This is a genomic window from Enterobacter sp. JUb54 (genome assembly GCF_014298075.1).
Taxonomy (GTDB): domain Bacteria; phylum Pseudomonadota; class Gammaproteobacteria; order Enterobacterales; family Enterobacteriaceae; genus Klebsiella; species Klebsiella lignicola.
The window spans coordinates 2351851-2370357 of the sequence record NZ_CP060418.1 but is presented as its reverse complement, the minus strand read 5'-3'; the positions used below and the strand labels follow the sequence as shown (position 1 = coordinate 2370357).

17 protein-coding genes are annotated in these 18507 nt (G+C 55.2%); 7 read left to right on the top strand and 10 right to left on the bottom strand.

What is annotated here, in order from left to right:
• Positions 1-39: 39 nt before the first annotated feature.
• The 3 genes from glnH to rhtA all read right to left on the bottom strand — a co-directional run bounded on the left by glnH (position 40) and on the right by rhtA (position 2825).
• On the bottom strand, positions 40-786 hold the full coding sequence (gene glnH, locus HF679_RS10890; RefSeq protein ID WP_123756071.1) for a glutamine ABC transporter substrate-binding protein GlnH: 747 nt from the start codon (positions 784-786) through the stop codon (positions 40-42).
• A gap of 402 nt (positions 787-1188) precedes the next feature.
• Positions 1189-1692 (bottom strand): DNA starvation/stationary phase protection protein Dps, encoded by a 504-nt coding sequence (gene dps / locus HF679_RS10885; RefSeq protein ID WP_123756072.1) that lies wholly within the window; start codon positions 1690-1692, stop codon positions 1189-1191.
• A gap of 245 nt (positions 1693-1937) precedes the next feature.
• Positions 1938-2825 carry a threonine/homoserine exporter RhtA gene (gene rhtA / locus HF679_RS10880; RefSeq protein WP_123756073.1) on the bottom strand — a complete coding sequence of 296 codons (888 nt, stop codon included), beginning with the start codon at positions 2823-2825 and terminating at the stop codon, positions 1938-1940.
• Between the two features lie 353 nt (positions 2826-3178).
• Between rhtA and ompX the strand changes: the two genes are divergently transcribed.
• A complete protein-coding gene (gene ompX / locus HF679_RS10875) occupies positions 3179-3688 on the top strand; it encodes an outer membrane protein OmpX (protein ID WP_123756074.1) in 510 nt (169 codons plus the stop codon).
• A gap of 90 nt (positions 3689-3778) precedes the next feature.
• Here the strand turns inward: ompX and HF679_RS10870 are convergent, their stop codons facing one another.
• Positions 3779-5356, bottom strand: a complete 1578-nt coding sequence (locus tag HF679_RS10870) for a phosphoethanolamine transferase (protein WP_187042969.1) — start codon at positions 5354-5356, stop codon at positions 3779-3781.
• Between the two features lie 268 nt (positions 5357-5624).
• Entirely contained in the window at positions 5625-5750 is a 126-nt protein-coding gene (mntS, locus tag HF679_RS10865; protein WP_123756076.1) for a manganase accumulation protein MntS, read from the bottom strand.
• Positions 5751-5931: 181 nt separating this feature from the next.
• Here mntS and mntR point away from each other — a divergent pair, with 181 nt between their 5' ends.
• The 5 genes from mntR to HF679_RS10840 all read left to right on the top strand — a co-directional run bounded on the left by mntR (position 5932) and on the right by HF679_RS10840 (position 11032).
• A complete protein-coding gene (gene mntR / locus HF679_RS10860) occupies positions 5932-6405 on the top strand; it encodes a manganese-binding transcriptional regulator MntR (RefSeq protein WP_123756077.1) in 474 nt (157 codons plus the stop codon).
• Positions 6402-7514, top strand: coding sequence for an anion transporter (locus HF679_RS10855; protein ID WP_123756078.1), 1113 nt, complete (start codon positions 6402-6404; stop codon positions 7512-7514). The genes mntR and HF679_RS10855 overlap by 4 nt, the downstream gene beginning before the upstream one ends.
• 107 nt (positions 7515-7621) lie before the next feature.
• Positions 7622-8662, top strand: coding sequence for an aldo/keto reductase (locus HF679_RS10850; protein ID WP_187042968.1), 1041 nt, complete (start codon positions 7622-7624; stop codon positions 8660-8662).
• A 175-nt stretch (positions 8663-8837) separates the two neighbouring features.
• Positions 8838-10214, top strand: a complete 1377-nt coding sequence (locus HF679_RS10845) for a glycoside hydrolase family 1 protein (RefSeq protein WP_123756080.1) — start codon at positions 8838-8840, stop codon at positions 10212-10214.
• Positions 10215-10315: 101 nt separating this feature from the next.
• Positions 10316-11032 (top strand): GntR family transcriptional regulator, encoded by a 717-nt coding sequence (locus HF679_RS10840; protein ID WP_123756081.1) that lies wholly within the window; start codon positions 10316-10318, stop codon positions 11030-11032.
• 159 nt (positions 11033-11191) lie between these two features.
• On the opposite strand, the gene HF679_RS10835 is transcribed toward HF679_RS10840, so the two are convergent.
• The 4 genes from HF679_RS10835 to HF679_RS10820 form a co-directional block, all read right to left on the bottom strand.
• Entirely contained in the window at positions 11192-11608 is a 417-nt protein-coding gene (locus HF679_RS10835; RefSeq protein ID WP_123756082.1) for a type II toxin-antitoxin system HigA family antitoxin, read from the bottom strand.
• Positions 11605-11916 carry a type II toxin-antitoxin system HigB family toxin gene (locus HF679_RS10830; RefSeq protein WP_123756240.1) on the bottom strand — a complete coding sequence of 104 codons (312 nt, stop codon included), beginning with the start codon at positions 11914-11916 and terminating at the stop codon, positions 11605-11607. Before HF679_RS10830 ends, HF679_RS10835 begins: the two co-directional genes overlap by 4 nt.
• Before the next feature lie 245 nt (positions 11917-12161).
• Positions 12162-13076 (bottom strand): L,D-transpeptidase, encoded by a 915-nt coding sequence (ldtB, locus tag HF679_RS10825; protein ID WP_123756083.1) that lies wholly within the window; start codon positions 13074-13076, stop codon positions 12162-12164.
• Positions 13077-13278: 202 nt separating this feature from the next.
• Entirely contained in the window at positions 13279-14061 is a 783-nt protein-coding gene (locus tag HF679_RS10820; RefSeq protein WP_187042967.1) for a tyrosine-protein phosphatase, read from the bottom strand.
• A 176-nt stretch (positions 14062-14237) separates the two neighbouring features.
• On the opposite strand from HF679_RS10820, the gene HF679_RS10815 reads away from it, so the two are divergent.
• The gene (locus tag HF679_RS10815; RefSeq protein ID WP_123756085.1) at positions 14238-15833 is read left to right on the top strand and encodes an ABC-F family ATPase; all 1596 of its coding nucleotides are present in this window, start codon (positions 14238-14240) and stop codon (positions 15831-15833) included.
• 307 nt (positions 15834-16140) lie between these two features.
• On the opposite strand, the gene HF679_RS10810 is transcribed toward HF679_RS10815, so the two are convergent.
• A complete protein-coding gene (locus HF679_RS10810; protein WP_187042966.1) occupies positions 16141-18507 on the bottom strand; it encodes a TIM-barrel domain-containing protein in 2367 nt (788 codons plus the stop codon).

The following is an 18507-nucleotide window of genomic DNA, read 5'->3' as shown; positions in this document are numbered from 1 at the left end:
GTCAAACCTCAGCAGACCTGTAAGAAGAGATGCTGATTATTATTTTGGCTCAGTACCGAACCATTTTTTATAAATTTCGTTGTAGGTGCCGTTTTCACGCAGTGTTTTCAGCGCGCCGTTCACCTTTTCACGCAGTTCGTCGCTGCCTTTCGGGAAAGCGATACCGTAGTCCTGGGCTTCCAGAGAGCTTCCGACAGCTTTGAATTTGCCCTGGCCTGCGGTTTTGATGAAGTAGAGGATGTTCGGGGTGTCATGCAGGACCGCATCGGCACGTCCGGTACCTAACTCCATATAGGCGTTATCGATGTTCGGGAACTGACGCAGGTCTTTGGTCTTGATGTTGGCTTTGGCATAGTCAACGGAACCGGTGCCGCCTTTAACCGCGACCACTTTGCCGTTCAGGTCTTTTACATCTTTGATGTCGTTGTTGTCGGCTTTCACCATCACCAGCAGACCGCTCTTATAGTAGCCATCGGAGAATTCGATCGCTTTCTTGCGTTCTTCAGTAATGGTAATACCCGCCAGCGCGAGGTCGATGTTTTTGGTTTGCAGCGCCGGGATGATGCCGCTGAAATCCATTGGCTTCAGGGTGTAGTCCAGTTTCAGCTCTTTAGCGATCGCGGCCCACAGGTCAACGTCGAAGCCGACGTATTTATCACCTTGTTTAAATTCAAACGGTACAAACGCCGTATCGGTTGCAACAATCAGTTGCTTTTCAGCGGCCTGGGAAGAAACCGCAAAAGCCAGGGTCAGTGCAGCCAGTGAAACTTTAAATACAGACTTCATAGCATTTCCTTTTATATCCACGGGACGATCCCCTGCGAGAACGGGTAACCATATGAAAAAATCGTGCCAGTTTTACAACTTGTTGTTTTATAACAAACGAGGCGAATCCTGTTGCACGATTTAGGGTAAAGGGAACGGTAAGTGCACCGTTATGGGGCGTCGTTTTGGTGCGTCATTAACGCATCGTTTAACAAGTGCATTTTTAACGCAAACACCAGGTGGAAACAATCTTGCCGTAACGATTGTGTGAGGTAATTATTACAATTGATTTACCTTAGCGCACATTTTGCTCAATGTTGTGCACTAAAATGGTGCGCTTAACGGCGGAGGGGATAAAAAGGCGAATATCTGAGGATAATCTGAAAAAAAGCCGCCAGCGATGCTGACGGCGACAGGCGAGGATCAGGCGATATTGGCTTCGATGAACCACAGGAATTTATCCAGATCGCGGGATGCCGCAGTGAAGATATCGGCAGTGTCTTCGTCTTTGGTCTCTGCGATGGCTTTACGCACGTCATTAGCCACAATTGCGTAGCGATCGGCCAGCTCTTTCAGGTGATCCTGAACGGTGTGGATATCCAGCGGATAGCTTTTCAGCGGGGTCTGGCTGTTAATCACCTGGGTGGTGCCCAGCGCGACGCCGCCAAGCTGCACGGCACGTTCCGCCATGGTATCGAGATGCTCCGTCAGCGCGGTGCGGAAACCGTCGAGCATTTCATGGACGGCGATAAAGTTGGCGCCGCGCATATTCCAGTGAGCCTGTTTGGTAATCAGCGACAGGTCGATGAACTGGACGACCTGACGATTGAGCAGCTCGATGGTGGCCTTCTTCTCCTGATCTGCCACATCGTTGCGGGTATAGAGCAGGTTGGATGCTTTCGTTTTAACCAGTTTTGCAGTCGTCATCGTGTCATTCCTCTTGATATTTATACTCGTCATACATCAATTTTGCATTGACCGGAGTAAGTGTAGTCGGTCACTGATGGGACTCATTATAACAACGGATTGGGCAACGCGGAGGGTGGTAGTCTCTATCGGTTTGATAGCGTAGGGTTGTTGACTGTTTTGTAAGTTATATAAAATCAATGAGTTAAATTTGAATATTGCCGCTCTGCATGGCACCTGTGGCCATGCGGAGCGGTCATGCAGAACTAGCTGATATCGACCTTTTCGATTTTGCTGTCCCGACGCATGGTTAAGGTGGAACCCATCGAGGCGAGGATAATCGCCCCCAGCGCCAGGGTTTGCGTTACCGTCAGCGTTTCGCCGAGGAATACCATTCCGGAGAGGGCGGCGAGGGCCGGTTCCAGGCTCATTAAGGTGCCGAAGGTTCGGGTAGGCATGCGGGTGAGGGCGATCATCTCCAGCGAGTAAGGCAGTGCCGTAGAGAGCACCGCGATAGCCAGACCCAGCGGCAGCAGCGCCCACTGGAACAGCGTATCGCTGGCCTGGATCATGCCGAGCGGCACAAAAATCACCGACGCAATCAGCGAGCCCATCGCTACCGTGGCCGGGCCGTGTTCTTCCCCGGCGCGCTGCCCGGTCAGGATATAGACCGCCCAGCAGGACCCGGCGCCGAGCGCCAGCAATGCACCGATCAGATCGATCTGGGCGACATCCTGCCCCAGCGGCAGCAGAAACCACAGCCCCAGCACCGCCAGAACCACCCACACGAAATCGAGCGGACGACGCGAGCCAAATAGCGCGACCGCCAGCGGGCCGGTAAACTCCAGCGCCACCGCAATCCCCAGCGGAATACGTTGGATGGACAAATAGAAGAGGTAGTTCATCGCCCCTAGCGAGAGACCGTAGAAGAGCAACGGCAGGCGTTGCTCTGCGGTGAAGCGCAGACGCCAGGGCTTAAAGACGATAGCCAGAATCAGCGTGCCCAGCGCCAGACGCAGCGCGGTGACACCCGGCGCTCCGACGAGCGGGAACAGTGATTTTGCTAACGATGCGCCGCTCTGAATCGAAACCATCGCGACTATAATGACTAATATCGGCAGCCATGCCGGTACTTTGCGGGACGAGCCGGGCATCCTTTCTCCTGTCAGGGTTTGTCAAATGAGGTAAAGGTTCCAGTGTAAATGATGAACCCTTCCACGGTTTAGCTATTGTTGAAAAAAACGCAGACGAGATGCGTACAATACAGCGCAACGAGTAGATTAAACGACTAGTAGATTAGGAATTATCTGGATGCACGCCCTGTGAGTAATGCGCGTTAATAGCAGGGTCTTCGATTAAAATGGTTGTTTTCCAGATTGTTACAGAATTGCGGAAACTTTTGGTTACAGGAAAAGCACTGTTAGACAGTGTAAAGTGAAAAGAGTTTCTCGAAAGTTTTTGATATATTTAAAACTTAGGACTTATTAGAAACACATTTGAGGTGGTTATGAATAAAATTGCACGTTTTTCAGCACTGGCTGTTGTACTGGCAGCATCCGTAGGTACTGCTTTCGCTGCAACTTCTACCGTTACCGGTGGTTATGCACAGAGCGACATGCAGGGTGAAGCCAACAAAGCAGGCGGTTTCAACCTGAAGTACCGTTACGAGCAAGACAATAGCCCGCTGGGTGTTATCGGTTCCTTCACCTACACTGAAAAAGATCGTACCGAAGGCGGCGTTTACCAGAAAGGCCAGTACTACGGTATCACTGCAGGTCCGGCTTACCGTCTGAACGACTGGGCTAGCATCTACGGTGTTGTTGGTCTTGGCCACGGTAAATTCCAGGACAACAGCTACCCGAACAAGCACGACATGAGCGACTACGGTTTCTCCTACGGTGCTGGTATGCAGTTCAACCCGATCGAAAACGTTGCACTGGACTTCTCCTACGAGCAGTCTCGTATTCGTAACGTTGACGTTGGTACCTGGATCGCTGGCGTTGGTTACAGCTTCTAATCACTTCGGTGATATAAAAAATCCGCCTCACAGGGGCGGATTTTTTTTGCCTGAAATCTGGCTGCCGCTGACGGGCAGCGGCGGGCGGCGTTAGTGAATGGTGAAGGCGTCGGTGCCCAGATGGCTGTACTCCACCTTCTGCAGCTGGAAGTTGGTGATAAAGGTTGGCCCGGCACGCTGTTCAGAGATAAAGCGATAGCGCGGGGTAATCTCCTTGGCGCTGATCCCGGTCCACTGCGAGAAGAAGGCGAGGAAATCGTTGGCAGAACGCTGTGCCTTAATGACCTTATGCGCTTTATCATCGCTGGATAACACCATAAACGGCACCTGGAAGTTTTGCTGATACTTATCGTCGTGCGCCAGGTACTGCACCTCTTTGCCACGCTCCTTAAAGGCCAGACCGTGGTCGGAGAAATAGGTCATCGAGAAGCTATCGCCAGAATTTTGCAGTTGATGATAGAGCTTGCCCAGCAGCGAATCGGTTTGCGTCATGCTGTAGAGGTAGCAGGAGGTCTCTTTCGACTGCACGAAGACGGTATATTTGCCCTTGGTACGGTCGCAGGCCTGCGGATGCGAACCCATCAAATGCAGGACGATCAGCTGCGGCTGGGTGCGCTGCACCGAGAGCACCTGTTCGGTCAGCTTTAAGAGCTGCTCATCCTGGGTATTTTTATTGGCTTCAAAATCGCCGTTTTTGAGGAACTGTACCTCATCCGCACGTTTGGCGATGCTGGCGATCGCCGTATCGTATTCGCCAATCTGACCCTGATTGGAAAACCACCACGTCTGAAAGCCTGCGCGGTTCGCCAGGGTAACAAAGTTATCCTGATACAGCGGTTTCCCGTCGACGACCCGATTGAGCGTCAACCCAAGGGATTTTTGCGTCGAGCCGCTGGCGGCAATGTAGTCATTAAACAGATAGCCATTCACCGAACTGGCAAACGGCGTATTGTCCCAGTGCCCGCCAAAGGCCCCGAGCGCATCACGGCGCGCGCTTTCCCCGATCACCACCACATAGAGATGGTATTTGGGTTTGACCGCCATCACGTGCCAGCTGTCTTTCATGTTGGCCAGCTGCGCCATGCGCGACTGCTCATCCAGCACTTCATTATTATTAACCACCACGTCTTTCACGAAGCGAAAGGCAGGGTAGCCGGTATCGATCACTTTAAACACGCCGCCCCAGGCCAGGTTCTGCACCGGCTGAAGGAAGAAAATGGCGATACTGAACAGCACGCCGAGTATTTCTACTTTATTCAGGCGTTTGCGCTCTTCCGGTTTACGGCGCACGGCAATCACGCCGAGTGCAAGAATAAAGACCCCCAACAGGTAGTTGTACCAGGGGAAGATGGTCAGAATTTCCGTCGACTCTTCGACGTTGGTGGCGTGCAGCGCCAGCAGCGTATTGAAGTTAGGCGCGCCGTAGGCCTGCCCGAAAGGGTAGTAGAGGGCGGCGAGCAGGGAATAGCATCCCACCACGACTTTTTGCGCGCGCGGGAACGTGCGCCACAGCAGATGTAGCACGCATGTAAATGCGACGGTATAGAGCAGACTAAATTCGTAGCCGAGGGCCAGGTTAATTAGCAGAGACTGTAAAAAATAAAATCCTGTCCATGGATTGGGGACTAAGCCCCGGGCGACCAGCGTTTCTTTCAGGGTGACATTCATAGTTAATAATCAAAAAGACGCCATGTGCATCCCCTGGCATCAAGGGGTAAAACCTGCTGGACAGTGCCTGAAGAGGGTCTCTGTGAGCCGCAGTAGTGGCAGGGCTGACAAACGATAGGGCTTGCAAATGATAAGGTCAACCAGGCATAACGGATTGTTTTGAGAGAAAGCTTACAAAACTTGAAAAAAGTGGCGGGATTGAGGTGAAACGAGCCAGTATGACGGCCAATTATGACGGAAAAATGAAGCGGCGTGCCGCGACGCCGCGTTACTGGTTGGGTTTTTGCTGACGATTTTTGCCGTTCATCATGTCGCACAGCATGTTAATCAGCATTAAGCGAACCTTGAAAGGGGAATGAGTAAACACGTGTAAACACCTCTTAAATTCGTTCATGGGACCTCCTGTAGTTTCGCCCTTCGCTCCTTGAAGGATGCCTGCATTACATACAGATATAGCACAGGCTATATCTTATAGCTATGGCTAAAACGTTAATTTTTTGTGCTACGGGCCCAATCATTTACAATGGGGATCTTTTGAGATGATGCTTGATGCGTCACTGGTATGAGGAAGCACAATGAACCGTCGCGCGGGTAAACCTATAACAAAAAAAGTGACGCAGCTTGTTAATGTCGAAGAACACGTTGAAGGGTTCCGCCAGGTGCGCGAAGCCCACCGTCGGGAGCTGATCGATGACTATGTTGAGCTGATTTCCGACCTGATTCGCGAAGTGGGTGAAGCCCGTCAGGTGGATATGGCCGCACGTCTGGGGGTATCGCAGCCAACGGTCGCGAAAATGCTCAAACGGCTGGCGACCGTCGGCCTGATCGAGCAGATCCCATGGCGCGGCGTATTCTTAACCCCGGAAGGCGAGAAGCTGGCCCACGAGAGCCGCGAGCGTCACCAGATCGTTGAGAATTTCCTGCTGGTGCTCGGCGTCAGCCCGGAGATCGCCCGCCGCGATGCCGAAGGGATGGAGCATCACGTCAGTGAAGAAACCCTGGTGGCATTTCATCAGTTCACCCTGAAACACGGCTCGCAAGGCGAATGAACCTGCCCTTTGTTCAGTCGCTGGCGCGCGACCGCTTTTTACATCTGCTGCTGATCGTTGCCTGTGTCTTAAGCTTTTTCGTGCCCTTTGCGCCGAAAAGCTGGCCCCAGGCGATCGACTGGCACACGATTATCACGCTCAGCGGGCTGATGCTGCTGACCAAAGGGATTGAGCTCAGCGGTTATTTTGATGTGCTGGGCCGCAAAATGGCGCGCCGGTTTGCCACCGAGCGACAGCTGGCGCTGTTTATGGTGCTGGCGGCGGCGCTGCTCTCGACCTTTCTGACCAACGATGTGGCGCTGTTTATCGTCGTACCGCTCACGCTCACCCTGAAGAAGTGGTGTGCGATCCCGGTAAACCGGCTGATTATTTTTGAGGCGCTGGCGGTCAACGCCGGCTCGCTGTTAACGCCGATCGGCAATCCGCAAAATATCCTGTTATGGGGACGCTCGGGCCTGAGCTTCCCGGCCTTTATCGGGCAGATGCTGCCGCTGGCGGCGGCAATGATGTTGACTCTGCTGGCGTTGTGCTGGTGCTGTTTTTCCGCGACCCGACTGCATTTTCAAAGCTCGGACCGGACGCCGTCGTGGCAGCCAAAGCTGGTATGGGGCTGCCTGGCGTTTTATCTGATTTTCCTGGCAGCATTAGAAATGAAGCTTGAACTGTGGGGACTGGGGCTGATTGTCCTCGGTTTCCTGGTGCTGGCGCGTGCGGTGATTATCCACGTCGACTGGTCGCTGCTGCTGGTCTTTATGGTGATGTTTATCGACGTGCACCTGCTGACTCAGCTGCCGGCTCTGCACCAGCTCCTGAGCGGCGTCGGCCAGCTGTCTGCGGGCGGTCTGTGGCTGACGTCTATCGGGCTGTCGCAGTTTATCAGCAACGTCCCGTCCACCATTTTGCTGCTCAACTATGTTCCCCCTTCAACGCTGCTGGCCTGGGCGGTTAACGTCGGCGGCTTTGGGCTGCTGCCCGGCTCGCTGGCGAATCTTATCGCGCTGCGGATGGCCTCGGACCGGCGGATCTGGTGGCGTTTCCACCTTTATTCTCTGCCGATGCTGCTGTGGGCCGCGCTGGTGGGGTATCTCCTGCTGCTCTGCGTTGCCTGATGTTCAGAGAATTGGGCAAGAAACAGACAGAATCACCACATTCGCACTCTCCCGCTGTGGCGTATAACTAACACGCTGAGCGTAAACATCCTGATGAGGAGAGTGCAATGCGTTATCAAAAACTAGGAAACACCGGTCTGTTTGTCTCGGAGCTGTGCCTGGGCACCATGACCTTTGGCGGCGAAGGCGGCATGTGGGGCAAAATTGGTCAACTGCGCCAGGCCGAAGCCGAACAGCTGGTGGGCAGCGCGCTGGATGCAGGCATTAACTTTTTTGATACGGCAGACGTCTATTCTGAAGGCCGTTCGGAAATGTTAACCGGCCAGGCGCTGAAAAACCTCAAAATCCCCCGCGAGAACGTGGTGGTGGCGACCAAAGTCTTTGGTGAAACCGGCACCGCCGGCGTCAATTCCCGCGGCAGCTCTCGCTATCACATTATGAACAGCGTCAAAGAGAGCCTGCGGCGGCTGCAGCTCGATCACATCGACCTGTATCAACTGCACGGCTTTGATCCGGCGACACCTGTCGAAGAGACGCTGTATGCCCTGGATAATCTGGTGCAGCAGGGGCACGTGCGCTATATCGGCGTGTCGAACTGGGCGGCCTGGCAAATCGTCAAAGCGTTGGGGATTTCCGAACGGCTGGGGCTGTCGCGCTTTGCCTCGCTGCAGGCCTACTACACGATTGCCGGGCGCGATCTGGAGCGCGAACTGGTGCCGATGATGCAGAGCGAAGGGCTTGGGCTGATGGTCTGGAGCCCGCTGGCCGGCGGTCTGCTTAGCGGCAAGTACGATCGCGACGGGCAGGGGGAAGACGGCGGTCGTCGCCAGACCTTTGATTTCCCGCCGGTGGAAAAAGAGCGGGCGTTTGACTGCATCGATGTGATGCGGGAAATCGCCGGGGCCAAAGGCGTGTCGGTGGCCCAGGTTGCCCTTGCCTGGCTGCTGCACCAGCCGGCGGTCAGCAGCGTGATTATCGGTGCCAAACGGCGCGAACAGCTGGCGGATAATCTCGCCGCGGTCGATATTCGTCTGAGCCAGGAGGAGCTGGCACAGCTCGATGCCGTCAGCGCGTTGCCGCGGGAATATCCGGGCTGGATGCTGGAGCGTCAGGGCGAATATCGCCGCGATCAGCTCGCGCAACAATAAACGACCGCCGCGCCCCCGCCGGGCGCGACAGATCGCACGCCGGATCGGTTTACGCCGATCCGGCGTTTTTGTTTGCGCCGTTCACAAAAAACGATCCTTTATTTGCCAGCCCTGAGGATTTCGGTTATATGACTAGTCATGAAATTTAAATGACTAGTCATATGAGGGGCGAGAGATGAACAAAGCACTGCCGGCGGATTTTTTGTGGGGTAACTCGGTCTCCAGCATGCAAACGGAAGGGGCATGGAATGAAGGCGGCAAGGGAATGTCGGTGTACGACATTCGCGAGCCTGCGGAATTCGCCTCTGACTGGAAAGTGGCTACCGACTCTTATCATCGTTACCGGGAAGATTTCGATCTGATGCAGGACCTTGGCATGAACTGCTACCGCTTCCAGATTGCCTGGAGCCGGGTGTGTCCTGAGGGCGATGGTGAGTTTAATGAGGAGGGGATCGCCTTCTACCATCAGTTTATCGACGAGCTGATCGCCCGCGGTATTGAGCCGATGATCTGCCTGTATCACTTCGATATGCCGCTGTCGCTGGCGGAGCGCTATAACGGTTTCGCCGATCGCCGGGTGATGGAGGCGTTCATCCGTTACGGGCGGAAGATGATCGAGTGCTACGGCGATAAGGTGAAGTACTGGCTGACCTTTAACGAGCAGAATCTCTACCATATGCCAGAGGCGTTTCTCATCACCGGCTACCTGCGCGGCGAGAAAACCCTGCGCGAGCTGTACCAGATTCAGCACCATGTGATGATGGCCCACGTGCAGGTGACGGACTATCTGCATCAGGCGAAGCCGCAGTGCCTGATGGGCGGCATGCTGGCGCATGCCCAGGTCTATCCGGCGACCTGTAAACCGCGGGATGTGCTCTGCGCTCAGCAACTGGATGAGTTCTTCAACCAGAACCTGCTACGCGCTTTCGCCGGGGAAGGCTACAGCCCGGAAGTGATGCACTTTGTGGCAAAAGAGGGATTTAGCGACATCTATCGCGAAGACGATCTGGCGCTGATGGCGACGGTGAAAGTCGACTACCTGGCTTTCAGCTACTATGCCAGCCGCACTCTCGACAGCGATCCGCTGCCTGCGGGAACGCCGGTGAATTATTACATGCTGTCCGGCGACAAGCCCAATCCGTGGCTGAAAGCGACGGAATGGAACTGGCAGATCGACCCGCTCGGTTTCCGGATGATCATTACCCGCTACTACAACGACTGGCGGTTACCGGTGTTCCCGATTGAAAATGGTATCGGCGTGATTGAGTCCTGGGATGGCGAAACGCCGGTGGCTGATGATTATCGCATTGCCTATCACCGCGATCACATTAACGCGATGAAAGAGGCGATGTTTGAAGATGGCGCCGAAGTCATCGGCTATCTGGGATGGGGACTAATTGATATCCTCAGCTCGCAGGGCGATATGCGCAAGCGCTACGGCGTTGTGTACGTGAACCGCGAGAACCATGACCTGAAAGACCTCAAGCGGGTGCCGAAGAAAAGCTATGCCTGGTTAAAACAGGCGATTCGTAGCCAGGGTCAGGAGATGTAGAGGCAGAGCGACGGGCAGGCATTTGGTGTATGCTTAGGCCTGCCTTTGTTCGCCAGAGAACAGAGAAAGACCAGTAAAAACAATCAATAAAAGGACGGGGAATGACGGCGAAGTATCTTGCGATCGCGCGGGAAATTAAGAAGCGAATCATCAGCCAGCAGTATCCCGCCAGCGCCCCGTTACCCGACCAGTTTGCGCTGGCTGCGGAGTTTAACACCAGCAGGATGACCATCCAGCAGGCCATCCGCCAACTGATCGTCGAAGGGCTTATCTATACCCGCAAGGGGCAGGGGACCTTCGTGCGCAAGAACTTTCTCCAGCTTTCGCAGTGGGAGTTGCCGGGGAGCGACTACTTTGGTGCCACCAAAACCTGGGAGCATCTGGGCGAGGTGACCAGCCAGATCATCCGCTTTGAGCTGCGCTTTGCCACGGAAAAGGAGCAAAGCTCGCTGCTGATCGATGCCGATGCGCCGGTCTATGATTTTGTCCGCTTGCGGGTGCTGAATGGCGAACCGATATCGCTGGATATGACGGTGATGCCGGTGGCGCTGGTTCCGGGGCTGAATAAAACGCATCTGGAAAGCTCGGTGTTTCGCTACGTACAGGAGACGCTGGGACTGAAGCTGATGGGGTCGCATCGGGTGGTGCGGGCCATGAAGCCGGATGCGCTGGATCAGCAGTATCTCTGTTGTACTGAGAGCGACCCGGTGTTGGGCGTCGAGCAGGTTATCTATCTGGAAGACGGGACGCCGCTAGAATACGCCCACTGCCATTACCGCTACGATCATGGCGGGATTATTCTGGTCAACAACGGGTAGCAAAGGGCGGGCATCAGGCCTGATGTTGCCGTTTACCATGGGGTTTTGGCGGCGGGTTCCGCAGCCTGCTCTTTTCGCGGAGCAGGCGTGCGATATTATGTCTTCGCGGGACGCACTCTCGCCCTGTCCAGGGCGAGGGCTTACAGTGGTTTTATCTGGTTAATCGACAAACATCGAAACGGGGATTTTAAATCGGTTAGCCAGCGCCCTCATATGATCCAGAGTCAGACTCCGCTCGCCGCTGAGTACTCGGCTGACCAGCGATTTTTTGCCAATTTCGTTCTCAAAATCAGACTGCGATAGGCCATGCTGCTCCATGAGAACCCGCAGCAGAGAGACGCCATGTTTACCCGCTGTGATTCGGGCGTTGTACTCTTCGAATTCCGGGGCGGAATTTTCATAGGCATCGATTTTAGCCGTCAGCATGTCGACAAGCGGGCTGTCAGGTTCGTTTTCCAGCAGGTACTCAACCAGCCGGACCGCTTCGTCATAGTCCTTGCGGGAAGTACTCCCCCCGAGCAAAGGAACAATGCTGGCCAGATCATTCGCGGCTTTGATTGCTTCGCTGAAAATCATTCTTTGTGCTCCCGATAATATCTGGTGAGTCGGTCATATTCTGGGTGGGTGGCGATATGCTTAACAAATATTTTGCCTCGTTCAAAATCAGCAAAAAATATCATCCGTAAGTGATTACCGCCGATATTGATAACCCACCATTTCTCCCTGTATTTCATGCGATCCAGACTGGCAAAGTACTTTTTTAGCTCATCCGGGCTGTCCACAATGAGCCGCTTCAACGTCCGGTAAGTATCGTCCAACGCGGTCGCATCATTTGGATATTGTCTCGCAGCTTCCTCAAAAGGGGCTCTTGATACAACATGCACGTCCCTACCTCCCGTTTCCATTATGGAAACAGTATACGGCACTTTGCATAAAGTTGACAATATGGAAACTCAAATGGTGGTGGAACAATCCCTGGCCCACGGGGAAGAGCAGATTATGGCAGAGGCTTCGCGCTGTACATCTACCATTAAAAAAGGGTTCATGATTAACATGAACCCTTTTTATATCAGCCAGCGGATGGGCATTGGTTGCCAGACCCACCTTTTTCAGGCTGATGCACTAAGGCTTAGTTCAGACGAATCGGCATACCTGAACGATTCTGGACCGCCTGCTCAACCACATTTTGATCGACATCAGGCTGGCCGGTGACCGCTTTAATTTCTTTGGTCAGCGTGATCGGTACCACTTCGCCGTCCTGGAACTGTGCTTCCGTGGTGGACAGTGGATTATGGACTTCCACATAGCGGCTGCCGTCTGGCTCGGTGGTTGCTTTTACCGGCTCATCGATAAATTCAACGCGGGTGTTGACCGGCACGTTTTCAAACAGGAATTTGATGTCTTCGTTACGCAGACGAACGCAGCCGTGGCTCACGCGCAGACCGATACCAAAGTTGGCGTTGGTACCATGAATGGCGTACAGACGACCGATGTACAGAGCGTACAGACCCATCGGGTTGTCCGGACCGGCAGGGACAACGGCTGGCAGCGGGTTACCGTCAGCCGCGTATTCCGCGTGCATTTTCGCCGTCGGGGTCCAGGTCGGGCCTGCTTTCTTACGTTCTACTTTGGTGACCCATTTGATCGGCGTATCTTTGCCCAGCTGGCCGATACCGATCGGCAGTACGATCACGGTATTGGTGCCTTTCGGGTAGTAGTAAAGACGCATTTCCGCGCTGTTGATCACGATGCCTTCATGGACGGTGTCCGGCAGGATCAGCTGCTGCGGGATATTCAGAACGGTACCGCCTTTCGGCAGGTAGGTGTCCACGCCCGGGTTTGCTTCCAGCATGTTGGACAGCCCCATCTGGTATTTCGCGGCGAAATACTCCAGCGGCTGTTTATTGTTTTCAGGAACCGTAATGACCTGGTTCTGACCAATCAGTCGGCTACCGTCGGTCGGTAGCGGATAAGTCACTGCGGAGGCAGTGTTGCAAAAGCCGACGAGAGCGAAGGCTGCCGCTAAAAGTGTCGATATTTTCATATTCGTTATGTCGTGTGCAGTGTCAAAGCCACACAGGCCTTTGTCAGATTATTCAGCTAATAGATGGGAGCGCATTATATGTGCATTCCCGCCAACAGGGAAATCAGATGTGTACGAAATCACACTTTTTTGCCGGTTGTTTCAAGTCTCGTGCGCAGGCCTTATCAATCCTGAGATCGCGTGATGCGATAAAACAGGATGACTATCCCTCCAAAAGCCTTGAGCACAGCGCCTCGCGAGCCTGTGGCGTCAGTTGATACTCCTGCTCCAGCCAGAGGTCGACACTAGCATAACGCTCATGAATGGCTGACAGCGCCGCCGCGAGATAGGACTCGCGCACCGCGATGATATCCGTCAGATTCTGCCGCCCCTGGGCGTTCAGTTCAGCGCCGAGCGTCTCACACAGATGGGCTTCAACCTGGCTTAGCATGCCGTGGGTCAGCAGATACTCCTCCATCACGGTATGGCTATCGCAGCCGAGGGCAAACAGCGTCAGGGCGCAGCCTACGCCGGTGCGGTCTTTCCCCACCGCGCAGTGCTGCAGCAGCGCCCCCTCGAACGGCTGCATTAGCCAACCGGTCAACTGGTGGTAGGCCGCGTTGTTGAACGGCAGATGACGATAGAGTTGCAGCATAAACTGTTCGCCGTTCATGGCATTCAGCGTGGCGGCATTTAGCTCTGTCACTTTGGCATCAACATACGGTGTGAGCGGGTTCGCGGGCGCGTTGAGGTAGCTGGCGCGATCATTGAGTTTATCGGGGCTGCGCTGGGCTTCGTGCGGATCGCGGTAATCAATAATCTGAGTCAGCGGCAGGGTGTCCAGATGCTCAAGGTCTTCGGCGGTCAGCATATGCAACGAGCCGGAGCGCAGTAATTTTCCCTGGCGCAGACGGCGACCGTCGACGGTGGACACACCGCCGAGATCGCGAAAGTTGATCCCGCCCTGGAGCGATAAGAATGCCGGATGGCGCGAGTATGTCGTCATAGGTTCCTTCCAGATTGAGGGAAAAATCAGGTTTCAGGCACAAGATTGGGGCAATATTACAGAGACCGTACCACAGACTGTGCTTATGATTTTATGGCAAACCGTGAAAAGTGATGGTTTTGCTGGCATAATGTCCGATGTATCACACTTCTCATTCTCTTTTTCAGGATAACCCCGTGCTAGTATCCAGCAACGTCACCATGCAGTTTGGCAGTAAGCCGCTGTTCGAAAACATCTCCGTCAAATTTGGCGGCGGCAACCGTTACGGCCTGATTGGCGCTAACGGTAGCGGTAAATCCACCTTTATGAAGATCCTCGGTGGCGACCTTGAGTCGACGCTGGGCAACGTCTCCCTCGATCCGAATGAGCGTATCGGTAAACTGCGTCAGGACCAATTCGCCTTTGAAGAATTCACCGTGCTGGATACGGTCATCATGGGCCACGGCGAGCTGTGGGAAGTGAAGCAGGAACGCGACCGCATCTATTCTCTGGCTGAAATGACCGAAGAAGATGGCTATAAAGTGGCCGATCTGGAAGTCACTTACGGCGAAATGGACGGCTATTCTGCTGAAGCCCGCGCCGGCGAACTGCTGTTGGGGGTCGGGATCCCGGTCGAACAACATTACGGCCCAATGAGCGAAGTCGCGCCAGGCTGGAAGCTGCGTGTGCTGCTGGCACAGGCGCTGTTTTCTAACCCGGATATTCTGCTGCTCGATGAACCGACGAACAACCTCGACATCGACACCATCCGCTGGCTGGAGCAGGTGCTGAACGAGCGTGACAGCACCATGATTATCATCTCGCACGACCGTCACTTCCTGAACATGGTCTGCACCCATATGGCGGATCTCGACTACGGTGAACTGCGCGTCTATCCGGGCAACTACGACGAGTACATGACCGCCGCGACCCAGGCACGCGAACGCCTGCTGGCCGATAACGCCAAGAAAAAAGCGCAAATCGCTGACCTGCAATCCTTCGTCAGCCGCTTTAGCGCCAACGCCTCTAAATCTCGCCAGGCGACTTCACGTGCCCGCCAGATTGACAAAATTAAGCTGGATGAAGTGAAAGCCTCCAGCCGTCAAAACCCGTTCATTCGTTTTGAGCAGGATAAGAAGCTGTTCCGTAATGCGCTGGAAGTGGAAGCGCTGTCGAAAGGCTTTGAAAACGGCCCGCTGTTCAAAGGGGTTAATCTGCTGCTGGAAGTCGGTGAGAAACTGGCGGTCCTCGGGACCAACGGCGTGGGTAAATCTACCCTGCTGAAAACCCTGGTGGGCGAGCTGGAAGCCACCAGCGGCAGCGTCAAATGGTCTGAAAATGCGCACATTGGCTACTACGCGCAGGATCACGAGTACGAATTCGACAACGACATGACGGTCTTTGACTGGATGAGCCAGTGGAAGCAGGAAGGCGATGACGAGCAGGCGGTGCGTAGCATCCTCGGTCGTCTGCTGTTCAGCCAGGACGATATCAAAAAGCCGGCCAAAGTGCTGTCCGGTGGTGAGAAAGGTCGCATGCTGTTCGGTAAGCTGATGATGCAAAAACCGAACATTCTGGTGATGGATGAACCAACCAACCACCTGGATATGGAATCGATCGAATCGCTGAACATGGCGCTGGAGATGTATCAGGGCACCCTGATCTTCGTCTCTCACGACCGTGAGTTCGTCAGCTCGCTGGCCACCCGCGTGATTGAAATTACGCCGGAACGGGTGATCGACTTCACCGGTAACTACGAAGATTATCTGCGTAGCAAAGGCATCGACAACTAATGTCAGCCTCCCCGGCGCGCCTGCGTGCCGGGGATATTCTTTCCCGCCTGTTGTTCAACCTTCCCGCAACCAGCCCGCATTGCCATCATATTTCCATCTTTACTGCACAATGCTGTGAATTAATAGCAACCTGATGTGGCATCACGGCGCAACCGTATCCCCGGTGCTGTGACGCTGAACAGGGAGGCGTGCAATGATTATTATTTTGACCGTGCTGATTCTGGTGCTGTGCTGCGTGGTGATTGGTTTTCTGATTGCTGCCGTCTAAGGCGTGGTGCCCCTCCCGAACGGGAAGGGCACGGGGAGGTTATGCCGGACGCCATTCGCTGGCGGCTTCACCGTTGATCAGCAACTGGCGCGTTTCACCCGCTGGCAGGGTAACGTTCAATGCCTGCCACGCCGGACGATAATGACCGCGCGGGGTGACCTTCAGGTTTATCGTCTGGCTGTCGCAGACCATGTCCCATGTCAGCCACAGCGCATTACCCTCCTGATAGCCCCAGCTTTCGCCGTCGTCTTCAAACAGCAGCCCGCTGGCGGTACCGACGCCTTTGAGCGGGAACAGCTTCAGCTCGCGGCTGTCATCCTGCGCGGCGTTGACGTGGGTGATGCGCGCGCTGAGCGGCAGACCGGCGCCGGCGCGTACCAGCAGCGGCAGTTTTTCCAGCGGCGCGTCCAGGGTGATCCACTGGCCGCCGGCGAACCACTCGCCACGATAAAAATCGTACCAGCCGGTGGCATTGTCCGGCAGCCATACCCGGCGCTGACGCTGGCCTGGCTCCACTACGCTGGCGACCAGAATGTCGCGGCCCAGCAGGAAGTCGTCACACTCTTCAAAGGTCTGCGGGTCGTGCTCATGGTCGAGGAAGGTCGGGCGCAGCATCGGTTCATCGTCGGCATGGGCCTGCCACAACAGGGTGTACAGATAGGGCAGCAGGCGATAGCGCAGCTCAATCGCGCTGCGTATCGCCGGCGTCACTGCCGGATACATCCAGGCTTCGTTGACCGTCCGATCATCGTTCCATGAGTGGATCGTAAAGCGCGGGTGCATCACCCCGTTCTGGACCCAGCGCACGAACAGCTCGGCATCCGGTTTATCACCGGAGAATCCTCCGACGTCATGACCCACGTTATACAGGCCGGAGAGGCTCATCCCCAGCCCCATACGGGTGTTATAGCGCAGGGTATCCCAGTTGGTCCGGTTGTCGCCGCTCCAGGTCTGCACGTAGCGCTGCATCCCGGCACAGCCGGATCGGGAGATCAGGTACGGGCGCTTGTCCGGGGCGAAACGCTGTTGGGCTTCCATCGAGGCGCGCATCATCAGCAGCGGCATCACCGGGCGGATATGTTTGATGGCGATGGTTTGACCAAAGCCGTGACAGCGCGCTTCGCCGTCCCAGACCTCAAATTCGTTGTTATCGTTCCAGGTGGAGTCGATACCCATCTCCAGCAGCTGGCGGGTCACACCCTCCTGCCACCAGGCGACGGCTTGCGGGTTGGTGAAATCGAGATGCGAACCTTCGTCATCCCAGAAGCTGGAGCGTTCTGGCGCATCGATTTCGGAATCGCGGATAAATAATCCTTTTTCCGCCACTTCGCCATAGCGCGGGTGGTCCTGAAGCAGGCAGGGCTTAATGTTGGCAGCGAGCTTAATTCCGGCGTCATGGAAACGCTGGCTCATCACCGTGGGCTGCGGCACCTTGTCATAGTTCCAGTTAAAGACGTAGCGCTTGCCGTTGATCGAGGTGTAGCCGGAAGAGAGCTGGAACGAGTCGCAGGGGATCGCGTGCTCCTCGCACAGGCGGATAAAGTTCATCAGCTGGTTTTGCGCATCCGGCGCATCGGTGTAATGCATGGTGGAACCGCTGTAGCCGAGGCTCCATTTCGGCCCGAACAGTGTTTTACCGGTCAGGCGGACAAAGGCCTTGGTGACGTCGAGGGCGCGGCGGCCGGTAAACAGGTAGTAATCGATGTCGCCGGCTTCCGCCTGCCAGCGGCGGTAGGCGGTGTGATAGTTATCAATTTCGTTGCCCAGATCCAGCCAGCAGCTGCTCAGGTTGTCGTAGAACAGGCCGTAGCTGATGTCGCTGCGCTGGGTGAGGGTAAAGGGAACGTGCTTATACAGCGGGTCGGTGCTGACCGCGTTATAGCCCATCGCATCGAGGTTGCGCATCTCGTAGCGTTTGCCGTTGCGCTGCAGATCGCCGGCCTTTTCGCCCAGCCCGTAAAAGCGCTCGTCTTTGCGGCGGCTCAGGTAGTGCGCCACGCCGTCGCCGTGGGTATTGAGTAAATAGGCGCTGGTCGTGCGGTCGCTCACCAGCGGCTGCCACTCGCCGTCATCGTGGCGATAGCTCCATTCCAGCCACAGCGGCTGGTGGACGGTGACGCGCAGGTGTTCGGTGGCGATAGTCAGGCTGTCGTCGTGCTGCTCAAGGGTCCAGGCGGGAAGGCTAAAGCCGCTCAGGTCATCGCGCTGACGCCCTTCCCACGGTACATCCTGCTGCGGCGCAATGCTCCAGGTGCGGTCCAGCGCCAGCCCGCCTTTGCGTTTCAGCTGCACGCGGAACAGGCTCTCTTCCAGCACATACAGGCACAGCGTGTGCTGCCCGTCGATAGTCAGCTCAACGTGATGGGCAAGCTGTTGATGTAAGGTCCAATGTTTAAGCGTTTTCAT